22 protein-coding genes are annotated in these 22235 nt (G+C 54.7%); 6 read left to right on the forward strand and 16 right to left on the reverse strand.

Going from position 1 to position 22235, the window contains the following annotated elements; genetic code table 11:
• Window positions 1-71 precede the first annotated feature (71 nt).
• From IMCC12053_RS07890 to IMCC12053_RS07905, 4 genes are all read right to left on the reverse strand, one after another.
• Window positions 72-1094, reverse strand: coding sequence for an aspartate-semialdehyde dehydrogenase (locus IMCC12053_RS07890; RefSeq protein WP_062217692.1), 1023 nt, complete (start codon window positions 1092-1094; stop codon window positions 72-74).
• Between the two features lie 84 nt (window positions 1095-1178).
• Window positions 1179-1769, reverse strand: coding sequence for a glycosyltransferase family 29 protein (locus IMCC12053_RS07895; RefSeq protein WP_169775310.1), 591 nt, complete (start codon window positions 1767-1769; stop codon window positions 1179-1181).
• Window positions 1770-1795: 26 nt separating this feature from the next.
• On the reverse strand, window positions 1796-2833 hold the full coding sequence (locus tag IMCC12053_RS07900) for a polysaccharide pyruvyl transferase family protein (protein WP_062217695.1): 1038 nt from the start codon (window positions 2831-2833) through the stop codon (window positions 1796-1798).
• Window positions 2826-4031, reverse strand: coding sequence for an MFS transporter (locus IMCC12053_RS07905; RefSeq protein ID WP_062217698.1), 1206 nt, complete (start codon window positions 4029-4031; stop codon window positions 2826-2828). The genes IMCC12053_RS07900 and IMCC12053_RS07905 overlap by 8 nt, the downstream gene beginning before the upstream one ends.
• A gap of 331 nt (window positions 4032-4362) precedes the next feature.
• Between IMCC12053_RS07905 and IMCC12053_RS07910 the strand changes: the two genes are divergently transcribed.
• Both IMCC12053_RS07910 and IMCC12053_RS07915 read left to right on the forward strand, forming a co-directional pair.
• Window positions 4363-4551 (forward strand): hypothetical protein, encoded by a 189-nt coding sequence (locus IMCC12053_RS07910; protein WP_062217701.1) that lies wholly within the window; start codon window positions 4363-4365, stop codon window positions 4549-4551.
• A gap of 181 nt (window positions 4552-4732) precedes the next feature.
• On the forward strand, window positions 4733-5140 hold the full coding sequence (locus tag IMCC12053_RS07915) for a hypothetical protein (RefSeq protein WP_062217704.1): 408 nt from the start codon (window positions 4733-4735) through the stop codon (window positions 5138-5140).
• Here the strand turns inward: IMCC12053_RS07915 and IMCC12053_RS15800 are convergent.
• Both IMCC12053_RS15800 and IMCC12053_RS07920 read right to left on the reverse strand, forming a co-directional pair.
• Window positions 5085-5456, reverse strand: coding sequence for a hypothetical protein (locus IMCC12053_RS15800; protein ID WP_156320738.1), 372 nt, complete (start codon window positions 5454-5456; stop codon window positions 5085-5087). The genes IMCC12053_RS07915 and IMCC12053_RS15800 overlap by 56 nt on opposite strands.
• An 82-nt stretch (window positions 5457-5538) precedes the next feature.
• Window positions 5539-7854, reverse strand: a complete 2316-nt coding sequence (locus IMCC12053_RS07920) for a S8 family serine peptidase (protein WP_062217707.1) — start codon at window positions 7852-7854, stop codon at window positions 5539-5541.
• Between the two features lie 314 nt (window positions 7855-8168).
• Between IMCC12053_RS07920 and IMCC12053_RS07925 the strand changes: the two genes are divergently transcribed.
• The gene (locus IMCC12053_RS07925; protein WP_062217709.1) at window positions 8169-10505 is read left to right on the forward strand and encodes a calcium-binding protein; all 2337 of its coding nucleotides are present in this window, start codon (window positions 8169-8171) and stop codon (window positions 10503-10505) included.
• Between the two features lie 6 nt (window positions 10506-10511).
• Here the strand turns inward: IMCC12053_RS07925 and trhO are convergent, their stop codons facing one another.
• Together trhO and IMCC12053_RS07935 are read right to left on the reverse strand one after the other, a co-directional pair.
• Window positions 10512-11420 (reverse strand): oxygen-dependent tRNA uridine(34) hydroxylase TrhO, encoded by a 909-nt coding sequence (trhO, locus tag IMCC12053_RS07930; RefSeq protein WP_062217712.1) that lies wholly within the window; start codon window positions 11418-11420, stop codon window positions 10512-10514.
• Window positions 11421-11452: 32 nt separating this feature from the next.
• A complete protein-coding gene (locus IMCC12053_RS07935; protein WP_335337289.1) occupies window positions 11453-12793 on the reverse strand; it encodes an Hsp70 family protein in 1341 nt (446 codons plus the stop codon).
• Between the two features lie 17 nt (window positions 12794-12810).
• Between IMCC12053_RS07935 and pncA the strand changes: the two genes are divergently transcribed.
• On the forward strand, window positions 12811-13401 hold the full coding sequence (gene pncA, locus IMCC12053_RS07940; RefSeq protein WP_082389064.1) for a bifunctional nicotinamidase/pyrazinamidase: 591 nt from the start codon (window positions 12811-12813) through the stop codon (window positions 13399-13401).
• Between the two features lie 3 nt (window positions 13402-13404).
• Here pncA and IMCC12053_RS07945 read toward each other — a convergent pair whose 3' ends face one another.
• Window positions 13405-13941 (reverse strand): hypothetical protein, encoded by a 537-nt coding sequence (locus IMCC12053_RS07945; protein WP_062217717.1) that lies wholly within the window; start codon window positions 13939-13941, stop codon window positions 13405-13407.
• 133 nt (window positions 13942-14074) lie between these two features.
• Between IMCC12053_RS07945 and pncB the strand changes: the two genes are divergently transcribed.
• Entirely contained in the window at window positions 14075-15367 is a 1293-nt protein-coding gene (pncB, locus tag IMCC12053_RS07950) for a nicotinate phosphoribosyltransferase (RefSeq protein ID WP_062217720.1), read from the forward strand.
• Here the strand turns inward: pncB and IMCC12053_RS07955 are convergent.
• From IMCC12053_RS07955 to IMCC12053_RS07985, 7 genes are all read right to left on the reverse strand, one after another.
• A complete protein-coding gene (locus tag IMCC12053_RS07955) occupies window positions 15364-16401 on the reverse strand; it encodes a hypothetical protein (protein WP_062217723.1) in 1038 nt (345 codons plus the stop codon). The two genes, pncB and IMCC12053_RS07955, sit on opposite strands and share 4 nt — an antisense overlap.
• A gap of 59 nt (window positions 16402-16460) precedes the next feature.
• Complete coding sequence (gene arfB / locus IMCC12053_RS07960) at window positions 16461-16877, reverse strand: alternative ribosome rescue aminoacyl-tRNA hydrolase ArfB (RefSeq protein WP_062217725.1); 417 nt, start codon at window positions 16875-16877, stop codon at window positions 16461-16463.
• A gap of 407 nt (window positions 16878-17284) precedes the next feature.
• A complete protein-coding gene (locus IMCC12053_RS07965; RefSeq protein ID WP_062217728.1) occupies window positions 17285-17926 on the reverse strand; it encodes a queuosine precursor transporter in 642 nt (213 codons plus the stop codon).
• Between the two features lie 120 nt (window positions 17927-18046).
• Window positions 18047-18913 (reverse strand): esterase-like activity of phytase family protein, encoded by an 867-nt coding sequence (locus tag IMCC12053_RS07970; protein WP_062217732.1) that lies wholly within the window; start codon window positions 18911-18913, stop codon window positions 18047-18049.
• Entirely contained in the window at window positions 18886-19800 is a 915-nt protein-coding gene (gene mepA / locus IMCC12053_RS07975; RefSeq protein ID WP_062217734.1) for a penicillin-insensitive murein endopeptidase, read from the reverse strand. The genes IMCC12053_RS07970 and mepA overlap by 28 nt, the downstream gene beginning before the upstream one ends.
• Window positions 19800-21173, reverse strand: coding sequence for an MFS transporter (locus tag IMCC12053_RS07980; RefSeq protein WP_062217738.1), 1374 nt, complete (start codon window positions 21171-21173; stop codon window positions 19800-19802). The genes mepA and IMCC12053_RS07980 overlap by 1 nt, the downstream gene beginning before the upstream one ends.
• A gap of 68 nt (window positions 21174-21241) precedes the next feature.
• Window positions 21242-21778 carry an acyl-CoA thioesterase gene (locus IMCC12053_RS07985; RefSeq protein ID WP_062217740.1) on the reverse strand — a complete coding sequence of 179 codons (537 nt, stop codon included), beginning with the start codon at window positions 21776-21778 and terminating at the stop codon, window positions 21242-21244.
• Between the two features lie 132 nt (window positions 21779-21910).
• Between IMCC12053_RS07985 and IMCC12053_RS07990 the strand changes: the two genes are divergently transcribed.
• A complete protein-coding gene (locus IMCC12053_RS07990; RefSeq protein ID WP_062217743.1) occupies window positions 21911-22198 on the forward strand; it encodes a YggT family protein in 288 nt (95 codons plus the stop codon).
• The last annotated feature ends 37 nt before the right edge of the window (window positions 22199-22235 follow it).

Below are 22235 nucleotides of genomic sequence, written 5' to 3' on the forward strand. Positions count from 1 at the left end.
CAGGCGCGGGCATGAAAAAGGGCGCGAAACCGCACCCTTTTCACATTATTCAATTTTTGACGGCGCGGGGGTTAGCCCTTTTTGAGAACTCTACGCCCCAACAGCTCGGCAATTTGAACCGCGTTCAATGCAGCACCTTTGCGCAGGTTATCGGAGACACACCACAGGTTGATACCGTTCTCAACCGTCACGTCTTGGCGGATGCGCGACACGAAGGTGGCAAAGTCGCCGACACACTCGATAGGCGTCACATACCCTCCATCTTCGCGTTTATCGATCACCAGAATACCGGGCGACTCGCGCAAGATATCGCGTGCCTCGTCTTCATCAAGGAACTCTTCAGTCTCGATGTTGATGCTCTCGGAGTGGCCCACAAACACAGGAACACGCACACATGTCGCGGTTACTTTGATCGACGGATCAATGATTTTCTTGGTCTCTGCGACCATCTTCCATTCTTCTTTGGTGTCGCCGCTGTCCATAAAGACGTCGATATGCGGGATCACATTGAACGCGATCTGCTTGGGGTACACCGAAGGGTCGACCTCTTGACCAGGGACATACATGCCCTTGGTTTGGTTCCACAATTCGTCAATCGCCGCTTTGCCCGACCCAGATACGGATTGGTATGTCGACACGACAACGCGCTTGATCTTGGCGCGGTCATGCAATGGCTTTAGCGCGACAACCATCTGCGCCGTGGAACAGTTGGGGTTCGCGATAATGTTTTTCTTAGAATAGCCCATGATTGCGTCTGGGTTCACTTCTGGCACAATCAACGGCACATCAGGATCGTAGCGGTACAGCGACGAGTTATCGATAACCACACAGCCCGCTTTGGCCGCGATTGGCGCGAACTCTTTGGTGGCCTCGGAGCCAACAGCAAAGAGGGCCATATCCCAGCCCGCGAAATCAAATGTCGCAAGATCAAGGGTTTTGAGGGTCTTGTCGCCAAAGCTCACTTCGGTGCCGAGAGATTTGCGTGACGCAAGCGCCACGATCTCATCTACAGGAAACTCGCGCTCAGCAAGAATGTTCAGCATTTCACGGCCCACGTTACCCGTGGCACCAACGACGACGATTTTATAACCCATCAGCGATACTCCTTGTTGTCCAAATGACACGCGTGGGGGATAGCGAAATCCACCCCGATGTAAAGGCAGAATCCATGATGGGCCTTATTTCATCGAGTGAAGTGTGATCCGCTCATCGTCCGCACATAGCCCGTTTACAAACAGCGCTTCGGCGTCAAAATCATGAGGCACATCATCCGCAGTGCGCCGCCCCGACAGTGATAGCGACGAGAAAAAATCGAACCCGTAGAGATCAATTTGCGCCGCAGGACTCTTGGCAATCAAATCAATCAACATCGCGCCCGTTGTTGGCGCAGAATTCATACGCGCCGCCAACGCAGATCGGTCATCCTTACGGTTTAGATAAAACCCAAGCCCACGCTTTAGAAACCGTTTCGGCAATCGTTTGCGTTTGGACGTCATCCACAGGATCAAAGAGGGGTCATGTGCATTGAGCACGGATGCTTGCAATGGAATTGAGGTCGCCAGCCAGTCTGTTCGCATCCCATGGCTTATTTCTGCCGGACACGGCGCGCGGTTAATCCGAATGACAATATCGGCGGCATCTATTTCTTGACCAAAGGCACCATGGCTCAATGCGCGCGCATTTCCAACGATCGCAATAGTTTTCCCTCGCAGCAGGTCATGCAGTTCACTTGGGTGCAGTGTCCCGCGAGCCAACTGCGCGTCTGTCATCCATTTCCTGAAAAGCCAAAACATGATCACGCAGCGTTCTCCATGTGATGAAATGCCAAATGTGCGAGATCATCCATGAGGGTTGCAGCATTCGTTCTCGCGCTTTCAAGGTACGCTTGAACAGCCTGCACTTCCCCTGAATCAAACGGCCGAACCGCTCGTAATAGTGTCAAAGACGAGAGATCATCGGGCGTGAGGATACGCGATGCCCCAATACCAACATCCGTAAGCAACCGCTCGATTTTGGATGCGTTTGATGAGAGTGCCAAAAATGGCGTTCCCGTCACCATCGACAAGCAGACAGCATGAAAGCGACCGGTGATATGCCCCTCGCAGCTGCTCAAAAGACGTAGGTAGCCATCAACATCACGCGGCATGACAAATTTGGGCTGCCGGAGAGTTAGTACCCCGTTGTAGAGCGCATAGAGTGCGCGCTTTGCGACAGTGGATTTCCAAATTAGCGACGATAGCGTTTTGGTTGGCACATACAGGTCTGCGGACAAACGTGAGGCCGCTTTTGCGAGATCAGTTCGGCGGTTCCATTTGACACTGTCACCAACGATCAAACCGTCCCTAAGGCCATCGTAACTAAGCGCACCAGTGCTCATTGACAGATCCGCAACCGTTCGCGCCACAGGCCTACCAATACTGTCATTGATCTCCTTGGCAGATTGCGTATCGCGAGCACTCACGATGTCAAATTTTTCAACGTAGCGCCCCCAGTGTTCGGGGTTTTGCTCGTACAAAGCATTGACCAGAGCGATCGGAACGCCCTTTACCGCGTCACAAGTCGCAAGTTTGAGCAAGCGCTCGCCACTCGCGTTACCGTGATGAAGCGTGCCCTCACCGTTTATCACAACCAAATCACAGCTACGGATGTGTTCGATGAGTTTGGGGTCATTTTCCCAATCGTGGCGCGCCGGTGCGCACGCCGCAATTGTGATGCCGCGATCGACAAGGCCCGACTTGAGCTGTTCCATCACCCTGATGCACCCGTGGTGATAGCGGGTCGAGGTATCGTTCAAAATCACGCATTTGGGTGACGAAGCCGCGTCATCAATCATGTGCCCCTCCCGCAAATCTTTTCAGATCGATAACGTAAATCACCAAGCCTATCGCCAACATAACCGCAAAAAACACGAAAACGCTACCGTAGGGCGTGACGACAGTCGGTGCAGACACCTGAGCGTGGGCAAATAGTCGCGCGGTTATGATCTGAAACACGCCAACGCCGCCGATGGAGAATAAATTGATCAGCGTCACGCCACGACCGACCAAATCCTCGGGCAAAAGCGTGCGGCCATGGTTCATAATTTGCGGATAGCTTGCGGTGAAAAAGCCGACGACCATAAACAGCGCGACAGTTGGAACGACAGGCCATTGTCCCCCACTGTGCCATAGGGTGAGCAAGGCGACAATCGTGACAATCCCGCTCCCACCAATAATGACTTTGCGGCTCTTGATTACGCGGTCCGCGGGGCCGAATGTAAAACTGCCCAAAATCATCGCGATGGCCATGTAGATCGTCGCATTCCCGATTTGAATAGACCCCAAACCAAAGACGTCGGACAGATAACCACCAATCCAACTGCCCCGCAAACCGGCACCAGGTGCATAGGCGACCATTGCGATGATCAGGATCGGGTACAAAGGGTAAATACGCAACAAATCGCTTAGCTTTCGCTTGGGCTGTGTGCGGTCGCGCGACACCCGTGGCGGATCACCGACCAGCCGCGACAAAGCCAATGCAACCAACGCCGTCACCCCCGCCAACACGAACATCGTCGCCCGCCAACCGATTGCCTCCAATGCGATGGAGAGGGGCGCGGACGCCAGAACATTACCCAACGACCCGATCCCTAAAACAAGCCCTGCCAACGTGCCGAATTTCTCGTGCGGGGCGAGACGTGCGAAAATGTAAAACGAGGTCATTAAAACCGGTGAACATCCAATGCCGATCAGGATCATCGCCATGTAAATTGACAGAGCACCTTGAGCCAAGCCAAACACAACCGCGCCGCCACCGCCGCCCAACAGCAAAAGAATGGAGGCCGTCAAACGGGGTGATTTGTGGTCCAAGAGCCATCCCACGGGAATTTGCATTGCGGCAAAGGCCAAAAACCATAGACCCACAGCCGTAGACACCTGATCTGCACCAAGGCCAATTTCGGCATCCAACACAGGCGCAAACACCGCAAGACACGCGCGATAAAATTGGCTTAGCCCGTAGGCAAGCGTCAACCAAACAAATCCTTTGACCATGTCAGCGTCCTTTTTTGCAGGACATCTGGATGACGTAGACCGCAAACGCTGTCCAGAAGAATCACTCTCGCCAGTGCGCAAAGAGGTATGTATCTATCGGAAACCTCGCCAAAAATTTTGCACCTCGCCTTTACAGGTAACGTAAAGTGAACCTGTTTATCTGCGCTTTTGGGATAAAAAGCCCATTTATGTGCCACAATGGCCACAGAGGATGGGATTATCGGTGCGGGTGTCGATAATTAGGGCTTTAAACGAGGCGTTGTTTGTGCAAAATCTGATCCGAGCTTGACCGAAGTGGTCGAGTGTATACCTTCTTTATGGAGATCTGGTGATGAAAAAAGTCGTACTCGCTTCCGCATTCGCTCTTACAGCTGTATCCGCTTCCGCAGGCAGCTACTCCGAGCCCATGATCGAAGCTCCTGTGATCGTTGAAGAAGCCGCTGGCTCTTCCCTCGGTGGCAGTGCTGCTCTTATCCTGCTTGGCGTTCTCGCTATCGCAGCCGTCGTATCTGCTGATTAATTTTTAGCTTCCGACATTGAATTCGAAACGGCGGCCTTTTGGGCCGCCGTTTTTTTGTGCTCATATTCGTGAAAACACAGCTCTTTCTTGGTCCAAACATATTTGCGCCCCTTTCTGCCACCATGGTTAACGAAAGCGCAGACCCGCGGATATCGCTCCGCCTTGGAAACTGGATAGACCTATGTTCGAATGCAAAGAGTTCATCGCTGACCACGCCATTGATATCACGGGCTATCGTCAAAACGCCGCAACCAAAGTGGCCGAATGCTCTTTCTTGGGAATGAACTTTGCGGTGGCCGACACGGCCGACTGGCAAGGGCTTCTCACATCGCATGCATCCACCGAATTTTCCTACATTGTGACACCGAACGTTGATCACATCGTTCAAATCTGGCAACGCCCCGACTTACGCGCGGCCTATGAGGGTGCAAAATATCGCGTGTGCGACAGTCGTATTCTAAACAAGCTTACAGGACTCAAGGGCATTTCCTTACAGCCCTACCCCGGCTCGGACATGGTGCACGATTTAATCGTCACAGCTCGCCAAGACGGACCACGGATTGCTGTACTCGGGCCGATCCCAGAATGACAATACGTTGGGGATACCCCATCGCGGCGAGGTTGTTCACAAACCTGAAAATCGTTGTATGTCCGCCAGACCCGAACCCGAAACTTGGTATGATCCATTGCATACGTGTCTCGTCATTACCTAGCGTTGCGAGATCGGCCACATCACCAAACGGCGCGCAATAGAGTGCATTCAGGTTCTTTGCTGCGGCTACGATATCCGTGGGCTGTTGGGACTTGCCAGAGCACAAATAGGCTGACGACAGCCGCACCGCGTGCGCAATACCATGCGTGCGCACGTGTCTCACGAATTTTCTTAAATTGGCCCGTACCGACATGTTCGGCCTCTTTCAACACACACAAATACCGTGCTTACAAGAGTAGGTTCCAACGCTTAAAAAAGCATTGAGATCCCTGTGATCAGATGACCGTAATCATATCCATGAGCCCGCTGATATCGAGCACTCCCGCAACGGTTAATGCATCGCTATCGCCAAAATCGAACACGATATCATCCCCGGACACACGCGCATATTGACCAACATCCGCCACCGACCCGACCAAGTCGGACAGGACGATAATACCGTCTCGCGACATCTCAAAATCCAAGATGGTATCGGCGTCAAACCCTTTGCCAAAAACAAAACTATCCGCGCCAGCCCCACCAATCATACGATCATTTCCCGACCCGCCACTCAGATAGTCCGCGCCGCGCCCGCCAGACAAGCGGTCATTTGATGACCCTCCGTCGATGATGTCATCGCCCCAACCGCCAAAGATGTTATCTTTGCCCTGTGCTCCGTTGATGATGTCATTTCCCTCACCGGCTTCGATGCGATCACGGCTTTTTCCGGCTTCGATCACATCATCACCCGTTCCGCCAATGAGATGGTCACGGCCATATCCGCCATACAAAACGTCATCGCCTTGCGCGCCATTTAGGGTGTCGTTTCCGCGATTGCCGCGCAATGTATCGTCGCCATCATTGCCGTTTATGTCGTTGTCAAAGTCATCGCCATGCAACACATCGCGCCGTTGACCCCCCATAATGCTTTCGAATTGACCAAGCGCCAGATCCGCGTATCCCGCCGATCCTAGATCCACCTCGCCCGTATCCAGACGAACCGTCAAACTCGTGTCCATCATGGAAAAATCGAGCCAGTCCACACCGCCATCATCATCTGTGATTTGCGCTCGATTCGACTCTATTGCGGCCAAATCACCAAAATCGGATGTAAAATGGTGCACCGTATCATGCGTTGCGTCATCGCCGAAAAACGTGATGGAAAACGCCTGAATGACCGTCGACTTTCCGTCCGTCTGGGCCTCTTCAACATGAAGACCCCACGTCCCCACCGTACTCATTTCGTGCAAACCGTTCACGTGAAACACATACGAGTACGTGACGAATGCGCCCAAATCCGCGTCATACATATGCTCTTGGTCCGTCAGGGTTAGCATCTGCCCCATGGGTGTCACCAATGAAACGGAAAGCCCCTCAAGGTCGGCACTTTTCAAACGGACGTTCACATAGGCACTATCAATCTTCAACGCGGATGTGGTGGTCGCGGTTTGTGTGCGTGATCTCCCGTCAGGGACAGTCGTCGTCTCCGATGACACCACCTCAAGCGAGACTTCATTGGCTGACACACCATGCTGCGGATACAGGACGTCCCAAACCTCGGCCAGCCGCGTTGCTGCGAAAACATCGATCATGCCGTAGCCATACGACTCGCTATAGCTCAGGCCACCACCGTTCCAGTTTTGTGCGCCGTTTGACATCCAGTCCGACACCTCAAACCGCCGCGCCCCACGTCCGAAATCAGACCCCGTTTGAGCCGCCGACAAGGCTAGAATGTCGTTTATGTCGCGCCACCCCAAACCGGCATTGGCCTCTAGAATAAGTGCGACCGCGCCTGACACGATCGGGGTGGACGCAGATGTCCCGCCAAAGCTGTGCGTATAATCTGTGTCGCCACCGGTGATACTATACCCCGCATTTCCCGACCGGTCCGTTGTCACACTCGCCGCCGGTGCGGCCACCATTAAGGAGACACCATAATTCGAATAGCTTTGTGCATCGCCACTTTTGTCCGTGGCCGCAACAACGACACTCATTCGATTGTTTGTCAGATAAGAACCGGAGGCATTCATCGAACCGTTTCCCGCCGCATAGATTGACAGCGTTCCCAACCCGCCACGTCCCGTTTCCAATGCATGCGTCATCGTATCGAACAATGCGCCAATCCCGCTAGACTGGCTGTCGCCACTCCCATGCGCATAGCCCGCGTCAAAATCACAGTAGAGCGCGGGAATGCCGAACGAACAATTCACCACATCAAAACCAGCCAATTGCCCAAAAAGCGCGAGATCATCGGTTTGGGAGGGCGTATTTTGTACCGCATAAAGATAGTCAAAACTACTGAGCCGCGCGTCATATGCGACACCAACACCACCCAAACCGTTGCCAGACTGCGCCGCAATCAAACCTGCAACGGCGGTTCCATGGTTGGAGCCAACGGCAGAGGGCTCACCGCTATAAGCTGTACCCGCGTAGAAAAACGGACGGGATGTATCGTAATTGGACCGCAAATCCTCATGGCCCGCCTCGACACCATCGTCGACGACCAAGACAGAAACACCCTGTCCCGAATAATCGCTCCATACCGCTTCGATGTCGCCAATCAGGGTGAAATGCCATTGAGCGTCATACAAGGGATCGGTTGGACGGGTCATCAAAGCTCCTTTGCCAAAGTGGGCACGAGGCCGCGCCCGAACGCTGCCAGAACATGCTCCACCCCAAGATAGCCAATGACGCTTTCCAGTTTACTAACGTGACCCCAAAACATGCGGCCCATTGGCACCTCACCGCCCCTTTCAACGACAAGACTTAACGACACCTTTCCCAACTGCGAACAACTTTAGAACAGACGGAATTAAAAGCGCGCGTGTCGCCACAATCCGTTCCGCAAAACGACGCAGTCAGACGCGACCCTGTCCTCATCGATCCGCCGGACGCCTTATGCGCCGGCACTGGTTTGGGGGTTACAATGGTAGGGTTAATTGCAGAACGCTGGCTTGGCTTCGATGATTTGGGAGTCGATATCCGATTCAATGATATCGACCTTATATCATCAGGGACCAGCGACCTCTTGGTCGCAACCAGTCGCGAAATATCGACACTGTTCACGTATGATCTGGACGCCGGTACATCCGATGTCTCACTGATAGATCAGGCAAGTTTCATTGTGCCTATGGCCCCTCCAGAAGGGGTTGATCTCTACCAAATCGGCACGACTTGGCACGCTGTGATGCACGGCGCATTAGGCTCAACAGGGCTGTCCATGGCATTGGATCAGGCTGGCACAATAACACGTGGCACCACATCGGGGAGTGCGACAACTGGCGAACTCATGTCTGCGTCAGCCTATATAAGTGCACCAACGCCCTATCTGATTGCGGCGTGTGCCGGCGATACGATGCTGTCTAGCTACACCGTGAGCGCGAATGGCACACTCACCACAGCGCACGCAATCGCGGCGGATAGCGCGGCTATATGCGCCATCTCCACCTTTGAACGCGATGGGCAGTATTTTGCGCTCTACGCAGGATTGGACAGCAACGCCGTGACCTGTTTGCGCGTCACATCAGACGGCAGGTTTGAGCCAACCGCCTCGTTGGGTGCGGCCAACGGCCTTGGTGTGAATACCATTTCCGATATTTTGACGGTCGATGTGGCGGGCCAAACATATGCGGTCATTGCCGCATCAGGAAGCTCGTCCCTGAGCGTAGCGGCAATTGACGCCGCAGGCCATATGCAAATTGTCGACCATGTGATCGACAACACCCTAACCCGTTTTGGAAACGTCGATCAGATCAAGGCCATTACAATAGACGGCGTTACATTTATTGTCGCCGCTGGAAATGATGACGGCATAAGCATTTTAACCCTCATGCCAGATGGGACATTGGTTCACCGGCTCGCAATCGCCGACACACAAACGCGCGGCCTCACCAACGTGTCGAACTTTGAACTCTTGTCTGACGGTCACATCCTCACGATCATTGCGGGGTCTGAAACCGAAACTGGCATGCAAAGTCTTACTTTTGACTTGGGACTAAACGGGCAAAGCCGCCTTAGCCAAAATGAGGGCGAAGATCTCACAGGAACCGCACAAAACGAGGCGCTCATTGGCGGAGAGGGAGACGACAATCTAAACGCCCTAAATGGCGACGACTTTTTGTATGACGGGGCTGGCTCAGACACGATGACGGGCGGGGCGGGGCGCGATGTCTTTGTTTTGACGCGCGATGGCGCACGGGACACCATCACCGACTTCGACGTTGCCCATGATCAACTTGACCTGTCCGCCTATGACGGATTGCGCAATCTCAACCAACTTGAATTTGAGACAACCGCAACAGGTGGCATTTTGACGTTCGACGATGAACGCCTAGACCTCACCACGCCTTATGGCGAACCCATAATGTGGCTAGATCTGGTGGACCACATCACCCTAACCTTGTCGCACTATTTTCCCGCCATAGCGGCACAGACCATCACACATGCGGATGGGATACAGGCGGGCACTCTCCTTGGCACTAACGGCAACGACATCTTTGTCGGAGGGACAGGAGACGACCGCTTTGTCGGCTATGACGGTTCCGACAGCTTCACAGGCGGCGATGGCTATGACCTTGTCGACTACTCATCGTCGTCAACCTACGTCAGCATCGACCTCATGGAGCAACACCTCAACGCGGGCGCTGGCGAAGGGGACACATTCTCAGGCATCGAAGGTCTGATTTTGACAGACGCCAACGACCGCGTTTCGGGCGATACCGTCAATAACATCATCTACGCGGGCGGCGGTAACGACACCCTCTACGGGAAAACCGGACGCGACTATTTTTATGGGGAGGATGGCAACGACCGTCTCAACGGCGGAAAACACAAAGACCGCCTCTATGGCGACGAAGGAAACGACCGCATCCACGGAGATTGGGGCCATGACTATATCAAAGGTGCCAATGGTGACGATCTCTTGCGTGGCGGCCCTGGTCGCGACCGCATTTATGGCGGCAACGATAATGACATCTTGGACGGTGGCGAAAGCAACGACTACCTGTCTGGCGGAAAAGGCAACGACACGTTCATTTTCAACGATGGCCACGATGTGATCAGCGACCTCAGCACCAAACGCGACATCGTACAACTTGATGTCGCAGAACTCGACATACTGGGCTTAAGCCCACACGATATCGTCACTCAACTTGGCGCGTGGATCGGCCAAAATTTCGTCTTGGATTTCGGCAACGAGAACACTTTGACGTTTTTCGACCTGAACAATACCGCCGCACTCACTGGCGTAATAGAACTGATCTAACAGACCCTAATGCTGCTTGAAATGACGCTCGCCGCGTGCGTCTGACAACAGGATTTGCTTTTGACGCTCCCGAAACCGCTCGCGGCGCGCCTCGTCAAATTGGTCGATGCACTGATGACACGAAACACCGTCCTCATACTCGGGGCGTGCCTTGTCCTCGGGCAAGATTGGCTGACGACACGCATGACACAACTCATGCGGCCCCTCTTCCAATCCATGCCCAATGGAGACGCGCCCGTCGAATACAAAACACTCACCGTTCCAAAGACTCTCTTCCTTGGGCATCTCTTCGAGGTATTTCAAAATACCGCCCTTGAGATGGTAGACGTCCTCAATCCCCTGACCCAACAGAAAATTGGTCGATTTTTCACACCGGATACCGCCGGTACAAAACATCGCAATCCGTTTGTTGTGAAAACGGTCTTTGTTCTCTTCCCACCACTGCGGAAACTCGCGAAACGATTTGGTCTGGGGATCAATCGCGTTTGCGAACGTGCCGATTCCCACCTCGTAATCATTGCGTGTATCAATCACGGCCACATCATCGGCCGAGATCAATTCGTTCCACTCTTCGGGGGTACAGTAATGCCCGACCGAGGCGCGTGGATCGACGTTGGGCTGACCCATCGTCACAATTTCGCGCTTGAGGCGGACCTTCATGCGTCCAAATGGCTGAACCTCAGCGGTGGATAGTTTGAATTCAAAATCGGCACAGCCGGGCAACGCACGGATATGCGCGACAAGACGCTCGATCGTCGCCGCAGTCGGCCCCGCAACCGTACCGTTAATCCCCTCGCCCGCCAAAAGAAGCGATCCCGTGATCCCCTCGGAGAGGCACAAATCGAGCAACGGTTGACGGATCGCCGACGGATCGTCGAAGCGGGTGAAATGATAGAGAGCGCAAACTGTATACATGGCGGTTTCGTTACGCCTGTCGTGCGCGGCGATCAACCCCCAACACGCTGCCCCGCTGCAATCGCAAGCCCGTCTACCACCGCCGTAAACACCTCTGACGTCTCCAGTTTGGCATTTGGGAACATCACACCAATACGTTGCTGAATGACCCCAAGTAGGCTCGATCCTCCCACAAACACCACGCGGTCGATATCATCAGGGGTCATATCCGCCGCCTTCAATGTCGCTGCCGCGCACTGGGCGATCTCTTGTGCAGACGGGAATAACTGCGTCATCAAGTCGCCATTGGAGAGACCAACGCCCAACCCCTTTTCAACAACGCTCAAATCAATCAGTGCTTCGCTCGCCCCATTCGCCGTAATCTTACCCGCCTCAACGGCGTAGGCCACATCGTGCCCAAGATGCATGTCCAACACATCGGCAAGGCGCGCAAACGGAACCTTATCCTTGGCCATCCGTTCCCACCGGCGCACTTCGCGCACCATTTTGTCACCATAAACAAAGGTGATTTTTTCCCATGACGCCAGATCGTTGTACAACCCGCGCGGTGCGGCGTGACTGCCACCTCCGAATTCATTTCCAATCTGCGTGTTTAGACCCAAAAGCGGCATAATATGGCTCAAACTGATCTGCTTATCAAAATCTGTCCCGCCCAGCCGAAGCCCCTCAGAGGCAATGACGCGAGTCTCTAATCCAGCCTTGTCACAGATCGTAAAATCCGATGTCCCCCCACCGATATCAACGATCAAAATACGCCCCTCACCCGTGACACTTAGCGCGGCAGCCTCAGGTTCAGGTAGGAATGAAACAGACCCGAATCCAGCCAATTCATAGGCTTTCGTCAGATCCACAAGGGCCTGTGCATCACGCGCCGCATCCGCCGAATGGAACCGCACAGGGCGGCCCGAAATAGCCGCATCAAACGTCTCTCCGGTCGCGGCCTCTGCGCGGGCTTTGATCTCGGATAGAAACCGCGCAATCACCTCAATCAGCGTTAGTTTTTCCGCCATAAACTGTCTGCGCTCATGGGCCAACGGCGTTCCCAGAACGGATTTAAGCGCTCGCATAAACCGACCGTCCTCACCGTCCATCATCGCACGCGCCGCGGCTTTGCCGTAAAGGGTCTGTTTCGCGCCAAAGTCCAAAAAGACAGCCGTTGGCAATGTGGCGCTTTCTCCCTCCAAAGGGATGACCATAGGAACACCATCACGCATCCATCCCGCCGCCGTATTGGATGTGCCAAAGTCTATACCCAGTGTCGCCATGTCGCCCTCGCATTCGCCGCAAAACATGACGTTTACGCCCCCGTCCGAACCTGTGCAAGCGATGCGGTTGACCCACGCGCGCGCAATGATACCCTTTGCACAATTCAACCACTCGGAGCCCTAAAATGGCGCATGCCCTTATTGTAATCGACATTCAAAACGACTTTTGCCCGGGCGGTGCCCTCGCGGTTGCTGGTGGCGACGAAATCGTGAGCGGCGTCAACGCCATAATGGACAGCTATGACGCGGTGATCCTGACCCAAGACTGGCACCCGCGCGGCCACTCATCGTTCGCCACGACCCACGATGCCGACCCGTTCATCACGACCCAAATGCCCTATGGCACCCAAGTGCTTTGGCCTGACCACTGTATTCAAAACACCAACGGCGCGGCCTTTCACCCCGATCTGCGCACAGATGCAGACATGATCATCCGCAAAGGGTTCAATACCGCAATCGACAGCTATTCCGCCTTTTTCGAGAATGATCGCACCACACCAACCGGCCTTGAGGGCTATTTGCGCACGCGTGGGATCGACACACTAACACTGGTCGGTCTTGCCACCGATTTCTGCGTCAAATTCTCTGCGCTGGATGCGGCGCGATTGGGGTTCACCGTCACCGTGCGCACGGACCTGTGCCGCGCTATCGACATGGACGGATCATATGCGACCGCACGGTCCGACATGCGCGCCGCCGCAATTACGCTGCTTTAGGGTCTATTCGACCACGCCCACACCCGTGAACCCGCATTCGTCAGCGGCCTTGAGATAGGCGGCGGTAAATCCGTTGAGCTGCGCCGCCATCACGGGACGCCCTGCAACCACAAGATCCATACGCCCGTTTGCCTGCATCCGTTGCAGCATCCACTGACTGTCATCAAACCGCACCCGCGCCATCGCAAACCCGTCCTCATCGACATAGGTGAATGGCGCGGCATCGGCCCGCTCATAGCTGTCGAAAATCACATATCCAGTCATACTATCCTGCATTTGGGTCTGAAATCCGCGCGGCGCGGTTTCGGTAAACACCACAGACGGGTAGGCATCGGGTGGCCCCGCGTCGTGATCCATGAACTCGACAAAGACACTCGGCTCACCATCGCCCCCCGTACTGGCAATGCAAAACCGCAACAGGTCCTCTTGCGTATCGTGCTCAACCGTTGTCACGCGCCACGATCCGTATTCCCAATAGCCCTCCGCACATGCCCCCGCCGCGAACACCATCGCCGCCATGGCCACATAGATCATTTTCATGGCTCATCTCCATTGTTGTTTCCCCGCGACCCTAACAGGCAATTTGCGCAAATCACCCCTCAATTTCCGCCCCCTGCTTGCCAAACCCCGCGTCGCCCTGCTTTAACCGGAGCAACACAAAAAGGGGCCGCCCATGGTCGATATCGCTACCCGTGTCTACAATCATAAATGGAAGATCGACCCGATCGTCCGTTCCCTGATCGACACCGATTTTTACAAACTCCTGATGTGCCAATCGGTGTTTCGCAATAAGCGTGACACACAGGTAACATTCTCGCTCATCAACCGCTCCAAATCGATCCGCATGGCCGACCTGATCGACGAGGGCGAGTTGCGTGAACAGCTTGATCATGTCCGCTCCCTGTCTCTCTCGCGCGGCGAAAGCACATGGTTGCGCGGCAACACCTTTTACGGCAAGCGCCAGATGTTTCGCCCCGACTTTATGGAATGGTTCGAAAATCTCCGCCTGCCGCCCTACCACCTCGAAAAACGCGATGGCCAATACGAGCTAACGTTCGAGGGCGCATGGCCAGAGGTCATGCTGTGGGAAATTCCCGCCCTCTCCATCCTGATGGAACTCCGCTCGCGGGCGGTGACGGGCGACATGGGCCGCTTCGAGCTTCAAATTCTCTACGCCCGCGCCATGACCCGCGTGTGGGAAAAGGTCGAACAACTCAAGCCGCTCGACGGTTTGAAAATCGCCGACTTCGGCACCCGCCGCCGCCATTCCTACCTCTGGCAGGACTGGTGCGTTCAGGCGATGGGGGAGGGCCTCGGCTCGAAATTCTCCGGCACGTCGAACTGTCATATCGCGATGAAACGCGACTTGGAGGCGGTCGGAACCAACGCCCACGAATTGCCCATGGTCTATTCGGCCCTCGCGGACGGCGATGACGCCTTGGCCCGCGCGCCCTATGACGTTTTGGCCGACTGGCAAGAGGAGCACGATGGCAACCTGCGCATCATCCTGCCCGACACCTACGGCACACGCGGCTTTCTCGACCGCGCCCCCGATTGGCTCGCGGGATGGACGGGCATCCGCATCGATAGCGGCGATCCCGCAACGGGCGCCGAAGTGGCGATTGACTGGTGGACATCACGCGGCGAAGACCCCACCAAGAAACTGGTGATCTTCTCCGATGGGTTAGACGTCGACAAAATCGCAGCCCTTCACACCCAATTCAAAGGCCGCGTGCGCACCTCGTTCGGGTGGGGAACCCTGCTCACCAACGACTTCCGCGGCTTGGTGAACAACAACGCCCTCAACCCGTTTTCACTGGTCTGCAAAGCCATCAAAGCGGACGGCAAACCCACCGTAAAACTGTCCGACAACCCGAACAAAGCAATGGGCCCAAGCGACGAGATCAAGCGGTATAAACGGGTGTTTGGCGTTGGGGAGCAAGTGAGCGAGGATGTGGTAGTTTAGGTTTCTCTGAACAGGCCATCTTGCCGTTGTGCTTGAACCGCGTTGCGCTCTGCTATTCTCTGATCGACTTTGCTTTGCGAAGTTGGCTTGGAAACGTTCTTGCCGTTGAAGCTAAATACGGCGATTGCTTCGGCGGCCTTAAATCGACCGTTCACGTCTCGATAAAGGAATTGGGCAGTCATGTGGTCAGGCGTATCGGCGTCCAAAGACTTCTCTTCAAACATTTGCCAGAAACGCGTGTCCGAGATTTCAAAGTAAACATACTTTCCATCTTTGAGCTTCCCTTTCCAACCACGCTGTTGGTCGAGTCGCTCCCAATTCGGCGATGTGATTTCTAAACTCAGAATGGCGCTCTTCCATTCTCCTCTCTCTATCGTCTTCTGCGTTTTAGTCGAATCTATGTGATCTCGAACCATTCGGTCTGGGAACTCTCTTCGTATAATTCTCCGAGTTTCTGGAAGTACTCCGAGTTGGATACTTGGTAGTCTTTTGTTAGATTTACACGCTTCGTAGAACTTCCTGCGCCCGTTTAATATCTCGCGAGCCATCTCAGGGCGCTCCGAGATTAACTCTTCGAAACGATCGTGATTAACTTCAAGCAAAGTGCGGCATAACTCTGCCTCGATCATCTTCTCCCGCACCCCGTCAACCAATTCCTGAGAGAAGTCGACCAATAGCTTTCCCGCTTCATTGTAAGCTAAGGCACCCCAGTCTCGAACTTCTCTCCCTGTGGCTTCTTCGATAAAGCCATCCGCGAACGGCCCCGCAAGTGCCCCTAACAAAAAGTATGTCCCCACATGAGCTTTTTTCCCAATCCACGCGGTGACTCCACCCTCTTCCAAAGGGGCCAAGACGACATCAAATTCGACAGCTGCATCTGGGAAACCGACGCCGATACCAGAAAAAACATCAAGGACGCCACGAGAACACTTCTGTAGCGTCGAAAATTCAATCAGATGATCTGGAACCTCGAAATGTATCGGAAAAAGAACGCGAGGATTTCCCCCATCATCAATCGAAACTCGCAACTCCATGAACAACTCCCATTCGTTACCATACTAGAAATACATTCTCGGAGGTCTGGGTCAATTGTCTAATCCACCCGACCCCTAAGCGCCTTAACCTCCCCACGTTTCTTCTTCCCGTCAAGCCTTCGGCGCACTGACCCCTTTGTCGGCTTCGTTTTCACGCGATACTTAGGCCGTTCTGTCGCTTGCACGATCAGCGCGACAAGGCGTTCTCGGATCAGGTCGCGGTTGCGCACCTGCGACCGTGTTTCGTCGCATTGCAGGATGATTGCGCCGTCTTTGGTCCATCGCCGACCCGCCAGTTTGCGCAGGCGGGTTTTCACGGCGGGCGGCAGGTGTGGGGAGCGTTCGGCCTCGAACCGCAACTCGACCGCCGAGGACACCTTGTTCACATTTTGCCCACCCGGCCCCGAGGCACGCATAAAGGACTCCGTAAGTTCCCAATCGGCGATCTCGATCTGGTCGGTGATGGTCAGTGGCATGGGTCTCGTCCTTGGATCAGCGCGGCTCAAATATGTGCAAAGCGCGGGCATAAAGGTGTTAAACAGATGCAACACCGCGCCACAATCAGGGATAACAGGTTAAACACCCTGACACAAAGTGGGGACACAAAGCGTAGACAAAACCCGAGGGCACACCATGTGACTATGCCCGATTGCACGGATGCGAAAAGGGCTGCCTAGAAAAGACAGCCCTTCGAGATCAGTGGAATTGGGTCAATTAGGGATGCCCAATCAAAGGTGTTCTGAACAGGGGATTGCCCCTAGTCGTCGGCCCCTCCGACTGTCTTGACCGTTGCTTCCAATAGGACTCTAGACACTAGGACACCTCCTTTCAAATGTTGCCGATAAGGAGATGGTGCCACATATCTGGTATATGGCAAGTCTTTTTATACCACCCGTGCCGCCAAACGCCCAACAATGAGGCGAAACGGTAGCAGCGCGATTAAGGCAAGGGCAAGTTTCACACCCCAATCGGCAACCGCGAGCGACATCCATAATGGCGCCATCGGGCCAACGGTCAAAAACGGCACGACATCCCAAGCCCACGAAATCTCCGCATTCGCCGCTTCGCCGAAAAAACGGACTGACTGTGAGAACGCGAGGGTGAAAAAGATCGCCGTATCCAACGCCGACCCGACAACCGTAGAGACCAGTGGCGCCCGCCACCACGCCCCAGCGCGAAGACGGTTAAATATAGCAATATCAACGAGTTGGGCAATCAAAAACGCCGTTGCCGATCCAACAGCAACACGCATTGCCACCGCTTGATAGGTGTATCCATCCCCCTGCATCGAGATCTGCGTCCCAATGAGCGAACAGACAATTCCCGTAACAAAGCCCGCGAAAATGACTTTACGCGCTGATTTCACGCCGTAAACGCGGTTCATCACATCCGTGACGAGAAAGGCAAAGGGATAGGTAAACGCCCCCCATGTCAGCAGCCCATCAAGGATGAGAAATTGCACAAGGATGTTTGAGGCAACCACAATGGTGGCCATGGCAATGATGCCAGGAAGAATTCGGTTCATGATGTAATCCGTTTTTTATCGAAGGTGACGGCAACTCGGCCCCGACCATCGGGGCTTTGGTGAATGCCCCATGTGAGGCGATGCGAGCGTTTACCGCCCCAACCGATCCAGATCAAGGATTTATTCGATAACGCGGTAGTCCACAAATTCCGTGACTTGGAACGGTTTAAAATTATCGTCCGAAATCATGGTGATACGAATTCCTTGCGCATCGCGCCACACGGCAATCCCCTCTAAATTGTCATGAACGCCAAGGCCGCTTTCAACCAACGTAACCTCGCCATCGGCCGTATTGCCGCTGATATCAAATCGGCGCACACGTGATGAAAACCCGATGCCGCGAAACCACCGCTCCAACACATATAGCTGCCCATCCGGCCCAACATCCATGCCCACGGGCAGGTATTCACCCGATCGCGGAATGCGGTACACAATGCCAAACGTTCCTCCACCATTGCGGTAGACGGGGAACGGTGTGGACCGCTCACCTGACCGCTCGGGCATGGTCAAAAGCCGCCCCTGCGCATCAATCGCCAATGCCTCCAACCCGGAATTGTTTTGAAGTGACTTGAAATCAGGGTGCGCCGGCAGAGGCACCGCGCGCGCACTCACCGAGGCGTAGGACCAGATACGGTGAAGACCCTCAAAGCTGATATAAATGGTGCCATCACCACCAACCGCAAGCCCCTCGGCATCGGTTCCGTATCGCGGTAACGCATCAGATTTCGCGCCTTTTAACGGCACAATTCCATCCGACATAACCTGTGACACCACACCACGTGCATCGCGTTTCAGCTGGCCGGTTTCGATCGCCCCGCGATCCGAGATTGTCACATAGCCACGTCCGTCATCCGTCAATTCAAGGCCAGAGAACCCGCCGTGAAGCGGATCACTCGACTGCCAACGATAACTTCCCAAATACTGTGCGTCCTGCGCCATGAGGGGCGCAGACAACAGGATTAATGCGACGAGACTACGGATGAACATTGTGCGGGAAGGGTCGCCATTGTGATTGGGGGTTTAGGCTTTGACGGGGTCGCGTTGGGATTGGGCGGCGGCGGGTTGAGAATGTTGTTCACCCACGTTTGCGCATCGGCACATCCATCTCCCGCAGGGGGCGGCGCCTGATCGACACAGGATGCATCCCCCTTAGGACAGTTCAAACGCACGTGGAAATGATAGTGATGTCCCCACCACGGCCGGACTTTGTTTAGCCACGCACGATCCCCTTTTTCGTCGTTGCACATCTGCACTTTCGCGCCAGGAAAGACGAAAATACGCGCAACACGCGGGTCTTGTGCCGCGGCTTTGATGACGTTGTGATGCTGCGGGGTCCAGTCGCTATTGACGTAGGCACCGCCCGCGCGCCGCATGGAAATCGACGACAAGTTTTCACGCTCGGCCCGCGTCAGGTTCAATCGGCTTGGCGGCAGCATCCAGATATCTGCGTCCAAACCAATCTGATGACTGGCGTGACCTGACGACATCGGACCGCCGCGCGGCTGGCTCATGTCGCCAACGTATAGACCGGCCCAACCGGATTGGGTCGCCGCCTTACGTGATAAATCCTGAACGAAATCAACAAGCGTCTCATGGCCCCAGTTGCGATTGCGCGACAAGCGCATGGCCTGCCATGTCGCACCCGTTTCGGGCAATTGAGCCGCCCCGCCAACGCACCCCTTGGCATAGGAGCCAAAGGACTCGGACTCACCCGTTGAGGCAACCGTTATCCCGCTAAACACCGATTTCGCCGGACGATGATCAGACGACGACACGGTGACGGATGTTGCCGCCTTTGACGTGGAGGGCGCGCGCTCTGCGCCACATGCCGCCAGACCCGTACAAATAACCAAACCAAACCAAACCAACCGCATCACTCGTTCTCCACACCTTCTGGGTTAACCCACGCTAACAGGACCAGACCGATAAGGAAAAGCGCAATCAAGGGTGTGATGCCCAATCGTTGGGAGTTTGTGACATCCGACACCACAGCGATTAACGCGGGCGCTAGAAATGACGTGGCTTTCCCAGATAACGCATAGAGGCCAAACGCTTCGGTCATGCGCTCGGGGTCTGCTTGGCGAACCATCATCGTGCGCGAGGCGGATTGGATCGCACCGCCACACGCGCCGATGATTGCGCCGCACACATAAAAGGCTACATCGGGGAACGCGCTTGACGGATCGACCGCGACGAACAATACGCTTTCGCGTGTGATGGACAAGATAATCGCACAGACGATCATGAGCAAAATGATGCAAATTGCGATCACACGTTTCGGACCGAACCGAACATCTGCCGCCCCGCCCAAATACGCGAAAATGGCGCCGGTAATAATTGCCAAAATCCCGAAGACGCCGACATCAACGACACTCCACCCCAACGCCCCCAGCGCATAAATGCCGCCAAAGGTATAAACCCCGTTGAGCGCATCGCGGTAAAACATCGACGAGCCCAGATACGCGAATAGCGATTTGCGCGCGGGCAGCGACTTGAGTGTCTTTTTCAAATCACGCAGTCCTTGAGAAAACCCGCCGCCATGACCGCCCACCCCACTTTTGGGTTCGCGCACCCACATGAAAAACGGGATCATAGAGAGGATGAACCACAGACCGACAAACGGTCCAACAAAGCGTGTGCCTTCGCGCGCGGCGGCATCGAATCCGAACAGCGGCGCAATACCGATGAGCGTGACGCCGGCCCCGTTCTCCGCAAACAGCAACAGCATCGCAACAAGGGCGATGAGGCCGCCGATATAGCCCCACGCCCAGCCATTGCCGGAGATCTTTCCAATCTCCTCGCGTGTGCCAAGGTCTGGCAACATTGCGTTGGTAAAGATCGTGGTGAACTCTAGCCCGATCATACCCAAACCAAAAAATACGAGGATCAAAACGGTTGGAAAATCCGACGGCGCGGCAAGCCAAAGCCCGAATGACCCCACCACGTACAGAATGGAAAAGACCCTAATCCACGGCATTTTGCGCCCCGTGCTATCCGCAACAGCGCCAAGAATAGGGGCGAGGAGTGCGATTGTTAGGCCCGCGATACTTAGGCCATACCCCCAAATGGATTGCGCTTCGGCTTTGGCCATCTCGCTGTCCATGCCACCCGCCATAAGCGACGAAATGACCTGTTCCGCAAAATAGGGTCCGAAAATAAAGGTAATGATCAACGTGTGATAGGGCTGTGTGGCCCAATCATACATCATCCAACCCCAAATACGTTTGCCGTGTGTTGGCTCGCCCATGCCCCAAACCCTTTTCTTGTTTGAGGCGATAGAACAGGCAAACGGACGTTAAGGCAATCGAATTGAGGTTAGTCGCGTGTTGGGGGCCACGGGCGCGTGTTGTCCGCCTCGATCCAGTTCTCAACCCATGCGGGTAGCGCTGGACTTTGCACATTCGGATCTACGGCTTTCAGCAACTCGATCGGTGGCACCATGCGGCGATTTTGCGTGACCGCCCCACGAATAAGGACGTGATTGCAACACTCGCCTTTGGCATTCCACATAGACTGCTCCATGTAGAGAAACTTGTCATCGAACCCGACAGGGCGCGTCACCATATCAATCTTTTGAAATGTCGTGACGCGTTTGCGGTAGCGCACGGAGGCCCCCGCAACGGCCAATCCAAAACCACCCGCCCGCGCGGCCGTGGCCGATCCGTTGCGGATAGACATTGGCACGCGGCCCAAATCAAACAGGGTAAGTGTGCGCCCGTTGTTCAGCTCCATCCAAATATCTATGTCCCACGGCAAACAATAATGCTGTGAGTGATGGGTTTCGAACAGACCAAGTTTTGGCGCGCGGCGAAACTTGAACGACTGATAAATCATACGGATAAATGGATACATTCCGCCACCATCATCGCGCCGCACTGCGGCGTCAACCGCGACGTTACGACAAACCTGAATTTGCGCATCCCTTGCGCAAAGGGCATAGAGACCTTAGATATCTGCGGAACTTGAAACCGAAGGCGCACTCACATGATCTCACTCATCCAAATTCTACTTATGATCCTCGGGATCGTTAAATTTGTCATGATCGTACACATCATCATGAGTTGGTTGATCAACTTTCAGGTTCTCAATATGCGCCAACCCTTGGTCTTCCAAATTTGGGAAGGCCTGTCGCGCCTGCTAGAGCCAATCTACGGTCCAATCCGTCGCCGCCTACCCGCGATGAACGGTCTCGACCTCGCGCCTCTAATTGCATTCATCGCAATTTACGCGATTGAAACCATCATCCAAAATAACGCCTACCACTTCATGTAGAAAACACGGCACGTTGCGCGGCTTTTGGACGTCAGGG

The organism is Celeribacter marinus (assembly GCF_001308265.1).
In the GTDB taxonomy this organism is placed as follows: domain Bacteria; phylum Pseudomonadota; class Alphaproteobacteria; order Rhodobacterales; family Rhodobacteraceae; genus Celeribacter; species Celeribacter marinus.